Annotated in this window: 2 protein-coding genes and 1 pseudogene; all 3 read right to left on the reverse strand. The window is 37.3% G+C overall.

All coding sequences use genetic code 11. From position 1 onward, the window contains the following. Positions 1–593 (reverse strand): annotated as a pseudogene (locus tag QQS35_RS16870) (RNA-guided endonuclease TnpB family protein); the annotation flags it as partial. A 16-nt stretch (positions 594–609) separates the two neighbouring features. Then, complete coding sequence (tnpA, locus tag QQS35_RS16875; RefSeq protein WP_285933401.1) at positions 610–1017, reverse strand: IS200/IS605 family transposase; 408 nt, start codon at positions 1015–1017, stop codon at positions 610–612. Between the two features lie 185 nt (positions 1018–1202). Further along, positions 1203–1949, reverse strand: a complete 747-nt coding sequence (locus QQS35_RS16880; protein ID WP_285933400.1) for a threonine/serine exporter family protein — start codon at positions 1947–1949, stop codon at positions 1203–1205. Positions 1950–2338 lie beyond the last annotated feature (389 nt).

The raw sequence follows: 2338 nt of genomic DNA on the forward strand, positions 1-2338 counted from the left end.
ATGCGCACATACTTCGTTTCATCCGTTAAAGCTAGATGTGCGTATTCATCATTAGGTTTTGCTGATATAGGCATAGAGAGCCAGTTTTTAGGTTTAGGATTTTTCTTTGTTGGTTTAGCACCCCAAAGGATGGCACCTTCTGCAAACCTCAATCCCGTTTTATTCGATTTATTCTCTACGGAAATATCATCTGTGCTATTTTTAAAGTGAACTTTTTTCGATTTACCAAAATGAAGTTTCTCCACTGCCTGAAAGGCTCTGGTTGCAAGCTTTTGCGCTTCAAAACTTCCAATGTGTTCTCTAAACTTTTGTTGACTAAACTTCACAAAACGATGTATTCCATATTCGGAAAATCCATAGGTTACTCGAATAGCTGCAAGTTGGTCATCACGTTCCTTAGACTTATTTTCTTTAAGGAGTTTACGATACTCTTTATCCGACTTTACAGCTCTATGTCGCTTTAAAGCCTCCCCTAGGCAAGAATTATAGACCATTCTAGCCATCTTTATTTTCTTTTCCAAACGATGTTGTTGCCAAGTTGGCAGGTGTAGAGGAAATTCAATTGTATACGTTGGTGTGGTGTTTCTTGCCATAGGTTTTAACTCCCTTCTAATTCTTTTTCTTTTGATTTTCGACGTATCGTTTGATGGTTTCACTAGAAACATTACCAGCAGTGGACACAAAAAACGAACGAGTCCAAAGGCTTTCCAAATGTTGAAGGTGAGGGAACTCCTCTCTTAGTTTTTTGGACGTGAATCGCTTGATTTTTGCCATGATATCCGAAGGACTTTGTTTAGGAAGCGAATTTAGAATCATATGCGTATGATCCTTATCACATTCAATAGCAATAACTTGAATTTTCCATTTTCCACACACTTCTAGCACCAATTCTTTGAAACGTTTTTCTATATCTGCCCGGAGAAAAATCTTCCTTCTATAACGGGGACAGAAAACAAAATGATAGTTTATGAATGAAACGGTTGTGTTGGTTCTTCTATAGTTATTCCTATATACAATTATAGCCGTTTTATAAATCCGTTTTTTACATAAACTGCTGCAAATATGTATAAAAAATGAACGATTCTAATACTTGAGGCACCACAACCTTCGATTACTAAGTGGTCCCCCGTATTTGACCTCTCTTTCATCCCACACCTAAAGGAGTGGGCTTTCTCGTTCGGAAAGTCTGTAAATAACACATTTTATATGAATGAAAAAACAACAGCCACTCCTGCCCCAATTGCAAATGCTGTTAAAAATGCCTCTGCTCCTTTTGACAATCCTGAAACTAAATGCCCTGCCATTAAATCTCGAACGGCGTTGGTTATTAATAGTCCAGGAACAAGAGGCATTACAGAACCTATAATGATTTTATCAAGTTCTTTTCCGATTCCAATATCTATAAACAAGTATGCGATTAATCCGATGAACAGTGATGCCAGAAACTCTGCAAAAAACTGAATCTCAACCACTTTATGTAAATAAATCATCGCAGAAAAGCCAAACCCTCCAACAAACAAAGCAGGAATAAAATCTGTCCATTGTCCTTGAAACATAATCGTAAAACAGCCACTTACAAGCGAAGCTGCCAGAATTTGAATGTAAATCGGATAGGCGTGTTTTTGGACCTCGACTTCTTTTAATAACTCACTCGCTTCATTAACAGTCAATTCCTTACTACTTATTTTTCTTGATATGCTATTAACAATTGCTACCTTATGTAGATCTGTAGACCTATCTAAAATACGAACAAAATTAGTTGGTTCAGTTTCATCAACAGAAAACATAATTCCTGTTGGTGTTGCATAACTTTGTGCATTAACAACCCCAAACGAAGATGCAATACGCAACATTGTATCTTCTACACGGTATGTTTCAGCACCACTCTGCAACATAATTTTCCCAGCTAATAAACAGACTTTTATAATTTCATTTTTGTTTTCTTCCATAAGATCTCTCCACTTTACTTACTATTCTATGAACCGTAGATTATAATTGTAATTGAATTAAGTATGCTTAGCAACAACGCATACTAGCCAGTAAAGGGCTTTATTCTATTATTTTGTTTCGCACCTTTCATTGACTTTGTTGCTTTCAACCTTCGAACTTGATATAAAGTTCGCAATAACTTTATCGTAACCTCTTTGCATTCTTTTTAAGATGAGTGGTTAATCTATCGCTACGGAAAAAATACTCCCTTTCCGGGGGCAGCACCTTAGCCTCCTCGGTCACACACAACGTTCCCCTGTGGGGTCTTCGGAAGCTGCTCTTCCCCCAGGAGTGTCGCATTTTTCCTTCGCTCGGTGAATTTTTCTTTCTTTCGAGTGAAAATAGTCCA

The sequence above is a fragment of the Aquibacillus rhizosphaerae genome (assembly GCF_030282825.1).
Taxonomy (GTDB): domain Bacteria; phylum Bacillota; class Bacilli; order Bacillales; family Amphibacillaceae; genus Aquibacillus_C; species Aquibacillus_C rhizosphaerae.

Bases quoted from the DNA above. Each gene is read 5' to 3' on its own strand.
- QQS35_RS16880 (WP_285933400.1), bottom strand. From the start codon at position 1,949: ATGGAAGAAAACAAAAATGAAATTATAAAAGTCTGTTTATTAGCTGGG.